This window comes from Coleofasciculus sp. C1-SOL-03 (assembly GCF_040220555.1).
GTDB lineage: Bacteria > Cyanobacteriota > Cyanobacteriia > Cyanobacteriales > Coleofasciculaceae > Coleofasciculus.
In genome coordinates this window covers 98,060-104,700 of record NZ_JAVJUO010000060.1, presented here as the reverse complement: position 1 = coordinate 104,700, position 6,641 = coordinate 98,060, and the positions used below count along the sequence as shown (strand labels likewise).

Here is a 6,641-nt window from a genome sequence, read left to right as displayed (position 1 = left end):
AACGAAAAATAGGGCGTTTCGGCTTTTAGAAGTTAGCTTGACCGAACCTAATTTTGTACGGTTTTTCCCCCTTGTCTTCTTTCCATCCTTGTCCTCCTTGTCTTGTCCCAACCATAAAATAAAAAACCTACACCTGTAAGGGGTGGGAGAGGGGCTGGGGGTGAGGGGTTTCTAGCTTAAGTTGACACGGATTGGCAATGCCGTGCCCCTACAAATACCCTTAACCTAATACATTAATCAAGTGAACAATCCCTTATCGCCTAAATTCAAATCAACAAAGCATTAAAAAGATAGCCAACGCTAATAATTCCCATCGTCATCAACGCAATAAAGACAGCCAATAACTCAGGCTGTAATACCTTCCGAAGAATCACCATTTCCGGCAACGATAACGCCGTAACCGCCATCGTAAACGATAGAACCGTCCCCAAAGGCAACCCTTTATTCACCAACGCCTCAGTAATCGGTAAAACCCCAGCAATATTAGCATAAAGCGGCACCCCCATCACCACCGCGATCGGTACCGCTAACGGATTTCCCGCCCCCGCCCACTGGGTAATAATATCGGCAGGAACATACCCGTGAATTCCCGCCCCAATCGCAATTCCACCCACCACATAAAGCCAAACAGATTTAACAATTTCACTCGCCGAATAATAACCCTGTTCCCATCGTTCTTTCCAAGTCAGTTCCATATCATCGCCCTGATCCTGATCAGACTCTGACCCTTGGCGAGACTTCTGCAACGCCCAGACAAAGGGTTCCACCCACTTTTCCAGGTGTAGCATCCCAATAATATAACCCGCCGCGATCGCTAATCCTACCCCAAAGGCAATATAGATCACCGTTGCCTTTAATCCAAACAATCCCCATAATAAAATAACCGCGACTTCATTCACCATCGGCGCTGCAATTAGATAGGAAAACGTGACTCCCAACGGTACACCCGCCTCTAAAAAGCCAATAAATAACGGCACAGCGGAACAGGAACAAAACGGCGTGATAATGCCAACCGTTGCGCCTAAACCATTGCCAAAAATCGTCCGCTTGCCACTAATCCAGTAGCGAATCTTTTGCGGATCGAGAAACGTTTGCACCGTTCCCACGATAAAACTAATCACGATTAATAGAGTCAGCACTTTGGGAACATCGTAGAAAAAGAAATGCAGCGCTGACCCCAAAGACGAATGCAACGGTAAACCCAAAAGTTTAGTTACAATTTGAGTAGATAACCAATCAAAGGGATAAAATACATCAACCATAAACTTATCCTTGGTTAGGTATTAGGTGGCAAGAAGGAACCCCTTTTTTGCCTTGGCGACTAGAAGTCGCAGCTACACAAACAAAGTCCGCCTGCGCGGACTAGCTTATAAAGGGAGTGGCTAACCCGGATTTGGTATAAGACGTAGCTTGCTTCTCGCTTCGCGATTATGACAAATGACAAATGACTTAAGACTGCAACAACGGTTTAATTTGTTCTGGAGACATCACCTTTCCCTTACTCACCACTTTGCCATTAACAGCCAAAGCTGGAGTAGACATAACCCGCCGTTTAGCAATCTCCACAGGGTCAGTAATCGGCACGACTTCAGCCGCGATATTTAAAGACGCGATCGCACGTCGGGCATTTTCTTCTAATTGATGGCATTTTTTACAACCCGTTCCCAGAATTTCTACAGTAAGCGTATCCATACTTAACACCTCATAAGAATTGGCATCGTGATCAAATAGTCCAGCCTTGTCTTCCCCGTTAGAATCAACATCCTTAAAGACAACACACTGGCGTTCTTCACCCAACCGTTGAGCATTTTCTTGACACTGATTGAGCAAAGGTAATAATTCTGCTCGTAGCTGTTGCAATTGCTGAATATTGTCTTCAATTTGCTGAACTTTTTTCAGCAATCGCTGATAAACTTCACCACAAGACAGAGAATCGCCATCTTGCAATACCAGTAAATCTTTAATTTCGTCCAGGCTTAAACCTAACGCCTTCGCCCGACTAATAAAGGACAACCGTTCAATATCCTGGTCATCAAACAAGCGATATCCAGCCTCGGTACGTTTCGGACTCGGAATCAATCCAATCCGTTCATAAAAATAAAGGGTTTGGGGATTAAGTCCCAACTTACGCGCCACTTCACCAACTTGAAGCATATTGCCTCAGCTCATATCAGAATCCAGTGCCTTAATCATAAAGCTTATACCTAGGTATAAGGTCAAGTCCTAGCCGGAGAATATAAATAGCTCCCCTCTCCCAAGCTTGGGAGAGGGGTTGGGGGTGAGGGCGCTAAGTTCGTAGTAGGCACGAAGCGTGCCAGAAGCGCTCGCATCGCTTACTACAAACTCTAAATTCAGTGCCATTTAACTTAACCCAATGCATCAATTAACTGAACAACTCGCTCTTTAATTTCATCTCGTACTCGCCGAAACGTCTCTATCGGTTCACCCGCCGGATCATCCAATTGCCAATCCTGAAACACCTCCCGCAACACCCAAGGTTCAGGCAAATTTACCCCACACCCACACAAAGAAATCACCGCATTATAATCTTCAGCCTTAAAATCACTCAACGGCTGAGACACTTGATCACTAATATCAATCCCAACTTCCGACATCACCTTAACCGCCGTCGGATTTACCTCAGACGCCTCCAACCCCGAACTCGTCACCGCAACTTTTCCCTCTCCTAACGTGCGAGCAAATCCTTCTGCCATTTGGGAACGGCAGGAATTTTGCTTACAAACAAACATAATCGATTTCATCACCATACTCCCTTATTTATCCAACCTTATAAAACTCTCATTCAACACCACTCAATCCCTCTGCGAACCTCTGCGCTAACCTCTGCGTCCTCTGCGTTAAAAAAACATAACTCTCCCACCCCCTTAATCCTCCTAACTCAACGCGCAAGACAACGCGGATCACGCAACGTTGCCTTCTCCGGTTCCCGTGGAAACCACATCGCCGTTCGCTTACAAAACTCCACCAACATCAACATCACAGGCACTTCAATTAACACCCCAACAACCGTCGCCAACGCCGCCCCCGAATTCAAACCAAACAGCATCACCGCCGTCGCAATTGCCACCTCAAAATGATTACTCGCCCCAATTAACGCCGCAGGTGCAGCATCTTCATACGCCAAATTCAACTTCAACGCCGCCACATAAGCAATAAAGAAAATGAAATTCGTCTGAATAAACAACGGTACAGCAATCAGCAAAATGTGCAGCGGGTTATTAATAATCAGTTCCCCCTTAAACGCAAATAACAGAACCAGCGTAATTAAAAGCGCCGCAATCGAAATCGGACTCAGATATTTAATAAATTGCCGTTCAAACCACTCTTTCCCCTTATGTTTAAAAATCCAATACCGACTATACATCCCCGCTGCCAACGGCAACCCCACATAAATCAACACCGATAACACAATCGTTTGCCAGGGTACACTTAAATTATTCGCCGCTAATAACCATCGTCCTAATGGCGCATACAGAAACAACATGACCAGTGAATTCACCGCCACCATCACCAAGGTATGTCCTTGATTACTGTAAGACAGATATCCCCACATCAAAACCATCGCCGTACAAGGGGCAATCCCTAATAATATTGCCCCAGCGATGTAAGAATTTGCCAAAGAAACTTCCGCCCCGCGAATAATCTCCGTTTGCGATAGCAAAGGCTGAAATAACCAACCCAGGAAAAACTGGGCAAAAACCACCATCGTGAACGGTTTAATTAACCAATTCACCACCATGGTTAAAATCACCGGTTTCGGCGCACGCACTGCCTGAGTTGCTTGGGTGAAATCAATTTTCACCATAATCGGATACATCATGAAAAACAGGCAGATGGCGATAGGAATGGATACCTGATAAATACTCATGGAATCCAGTGTCACTGCTACACCGGGGAATAATTTTCCTAGAACGATACCTGCAAGAATGCAGAGTACCACCCAAACGGTGAGATATTTTTCAAAGAAACTGAGTTGACCCCCAACTTGGGGTGGCGAGGATGTGGCGTTAGATGAATTAGTACTCATAGGAATGACTCAAACTGCAACCGTTAATGGTTAAAACTTTTTCTGTTTGCGTAACAACTCACCAAGGGTGAGATTAAATTCAGCTTTGCCGTCAAAGACAGTGCCTACCTTGTTTTGAAAGAAATGCACGTTAGCTAGGTGATACCCCTCGTCTGGTAGCGGTATATAGCCAACCGAACTAACAATTTCTGGGGCGTTCTCCAGGTAAAACGCCACAAATTCTCCTAACGCTGGGTTTTTCTGGGCAGCCGCCGCGTTAACGTAGATAAACAACGGTCGAGTTAGGGGTTGATAGGTTGCATCCTCAACGGTTTGACGTGAAGGCAAGACAGCCCCCTTGCCACTATCGACCGCGATCGCTTTTAATGTATCTTGATTGGTTTCGTAATAGGCTAAACCAAAATAGCCCAATGCATTGGGGTCTCGATTCACCCCCTGTGCCAGAATTGCATCATCCTCACTGGCGGTATAATCGCTACGACTTGACCCCGCTTCACCGACAATGGCTTCGGTAAAGTAATCAAACGTACCAGAATCTGTCCCCGGACCATATAAATTTAACGGTTTCTGGGGAAAAGACTCCCGTACTTGATTCCATTGGGTAATTTGGCGTTGGGCTTCGGGTGCCCAGATTTTTTGCAATTCTGCCACCGTGAGACGGTCTACCCAATCATTTTCGGGATTGACTACAACAGTAATCGCATCAAAGGCAACGGGGAGTTCAATGTAAGCTACCCCTGCTTGTTTACAGGCTGCCATCTCCTCGGTTTGAATCGGGCGAGAGGCATCATTAATATCGGTTTCGCCAGCACAAAACTTTTCAAACCCACCCCCTGTACCCGAAAAGCCCACGGTGACGTTGACGGGCGCTTTTGTCATGGCATTAAATGTCTCCGCAACAGTCTTCGTAATCGGATACACCGTACTCGAACCATCAATTTCAATCGGTTGGGGCGACTGCGACTGGACTTGGGAACAGGCGCCTAGAAGTGCCGTAGCCGTCGCAATTAGCGCCAATTTTGTCTGTGGCAGACTTTTGGGTTTGGGGTGTGAAACTGTACTCCTATTTCTGTGCATATCTATGCAAGTATGGTCAAAATACATAGCTATAGCCGTCCTTACGATGAACTGGGGTGCAGTAATCCAATTTGATTGACCTCCTTTTGTTGTCAATAACAAACTCTCCACGACCGTCTGACATCGGGCAAACTCTAGCCGTGAAAGTCCCCTTATATTTACCTTTTGGAACCACGGCACGTACAATATCCCCTGTACAGAACCCAAAAATAGGACGTAGCGGACGGTGTTTTATCGGATACCCATACTTATTGGTTTGACAGCGTTGCCGTCCACCCATGCCTGTTGCTTTGACTTTCAGAATGAGCTGTGTCCGTACATGAAGCGTCTCGGTCATACCGACGCAGGCGGCATCTAGCCAATGTTCTTTGGGCAGTCCCAATCGCATCCGGTTGTATTTAGTCTGCCCTCCTGTACCGCAACTGACAGGTAAACCTATTTTCTGGAGACGGTCAAACAACGCCCATCGGGTAGAATTAACGGCGGCTGCGTCCTTCAGGGGTCTTTTGGCTTGAGCTAATATCACTTTGAGTAACTCGGTTTTTTTCTTGAGGAATTGCTCAATGGGTTTTGTCCCTTTCTTGATATTGCACCTTTCACAAGCTAGACACAGATTAGAAATTCGGTTGCTTCCTCCCTTGGCTTTAGGGTGGATATGCTCAATCTGTAAAGGGACATTCTCACTCTGGCAGTAAACACATTTGTGTCCCCATTTTGCTAACAGATATTCCCGGACTTCATAACCAAAGAGAGTCCCCTGTTGGTACTCTGTCCCACTTATCTCTGGGTTATCTATTTTTTGGGTGTCAAACCGGACTAACTCTTGTCTGATTTCACCAATCGGCGCAAATTTACACAAACGTTTTACCCAAGTTTCGGTTGTCAAAACCCGATGCATTAAGCTTGGCGCTAACCATCCTTGGGGACGTTTTCGGTTGAGAAATCGTGACTTACGGTGGCGAGTTTTCCGGCTCCTGCGACCCCTCCTGACTGTTTGACGAGATAAGAGAGCTAACTTAATCTGCTGACCCCGATGCTCTAATTCCATCCCCCAAATAACCTCACCACGGTCAGTCACCAGCGAGATGCCTGTAACTTTTGAACCCGGATCAACCTTGAGAGTAAGCGGATGAACTACCGGATTTTCAACGACTCGTTTAAGAATCAATGTGAACGGATAGCGCCGATATACGGCGGTTTTTCCCGCGTCCAATAACTTCCTGGCTTGTGCCGGATGAATTGGATTAAGCGGTTTCTTGTTTGCGTCAATGAGAAAAACGTAATTTGACATCTTCTGTCAACCTTATTGCTAAGTAATGTTTGCCTCGACAATGTTAGATGGGCTTTTTACGAAATTCAGCACTACAGCTATAAACCTGTTCACTGATTGCTTAACTGAATTCGACAGAGCATGATACTGGCGTTTATATCAAGGTGTCGTAACCCGTCTAACGTAGACTGCGGTGAGTCTTAGTCTGCACGTTCCGACTCTGTACAGATCTGTACAGATATGCTT

General features: G+C 46.0%; 6 protein-coding genes and 1 pseudogene. All 7 read right to left on the bottom strand.

From position 1 onward, the window contains the following. Positions 1-266 precede the first annotated feature (266 nt). Positions 267-1,262: a permease gene (locus tag RIE73_RS09355; RefSeq protein ID WP_446400934.1), complete on the bottom strand. Its 996-nt coding sequence runs from the start codon at positions 1,260-1,262 to the stop codon at positions 267-269. Between the two features lie 187 nt (positions 1,263-1,449). Then, positions 1,450-1,692 (bottom strand): thioredoxin family protein, encoded by a 243-nt coding sequence (locus tag RIE73_RS09350; protein WP_446400938.1) that lies wholly within the window; start codon positions 1,690-1,692, stop codon positions 1,450-1,452. Positions 1,693-1,845: 153 nt separating this feature from the next. Then, positions 1,846-2,154 (bottom strand): annotated as a pseudogene (locus RIE73_RS09345) (heavy metal-responsive transcriptional regulator); the annotation flags it as partial. Positions 2,155-2,366: 212 nt separating this feature from the next. After that, positions 2,367-2,762 (bottom strand): arsenate reductase, glutathione/glutaredoxin type, encoded by a 396-nt coding sequence (gene arsC / locus RIE73_RS09340; protein ID WP_446400933.1) that lies wholly within the window; start codon positions 2,760-2,762, stop codon positions 2,367-2,369. A gap of 137 nt (positions 2,763-2,899) precedes the next feature. Then, entirely contained in the window at positions 2,900-4,048 is a 1,149-nt protein-coding gene (arsB, locus tag RIE73_RS09335) for an ACR3 family arsenite efflux transporter (protein ID WP_446400932.1), read from the bottom strand. A 30-nt stretch (positions 4,049-4,078) separates the two neighbouring features. Continuing rightward, positions 4,079-5,125: a PstS family phosphate ABC transporter substrate-binding protein gene (locus tag RIE73_RS09330; RefSeq protein ID WP_446400931.1), complete on the bottom strand. Its 1,047-nt coding sequence runs from the start codon at positions 5,123-5,125 to the stop codon at positions 4,079-4,081. 16 nt (positions 5,126-5,141) lie between these two features. Further along, complete coding sequence (gene iscB / locus RIE73_RS09325) at positions 5,142-6,416, bottom strand: RNA-guided endonuclease IscB (RefSeq protein WP_446400930.1); 1,275 nt, start codon at positions 6,414-6,416, stop codon at positions 5,142-5,144. Positions 6,417-6,641 lie beyond the last annotated feature (225 nt).

Coding starts and splice junctions, on each gene's coding strand:
- RIE73_RS09355 (WP_446400934.1), bottom strand. CDS start 1,262: ATGGTTGATGTATTTTATCCCTTTGATTGGTTATCTACTCAAATTGTA.
- RIE73_RS09350 (WP_446400938.1), bottom strand. CDS start 1,692: ATGGATACGCTTACTGTAGAAATTCTGGGAACGGGTTGTAAAAAATGC.
- arsC (WP_446400933.1), bottom strand. CDS start 2,762: ATGAAATCGATTATGTTTGTTTGTAAGCAAAATTCCTGCCGTTCCCAA.
- arsB (WP_446400932.1), bottom strand. CDS start 4,048: ATGAGTACTAATTCATCTAACGCCACATCCTCGCCACCCCAAGTTGGG.
- RIE73_RS09330 (WP_446400931.1), bottom strand. CDS start 5,125: ATGCACAGAAATAGGAGTACAGTTTCACACCCCAAACCCAAAAGTCTG.
- iscB (WP_446400930.1), bottom strand. CDS start 6,416: ATGTCAAATTACGTTTTTCTCATTGACGCAAACAAGAAACCGCTTAAT.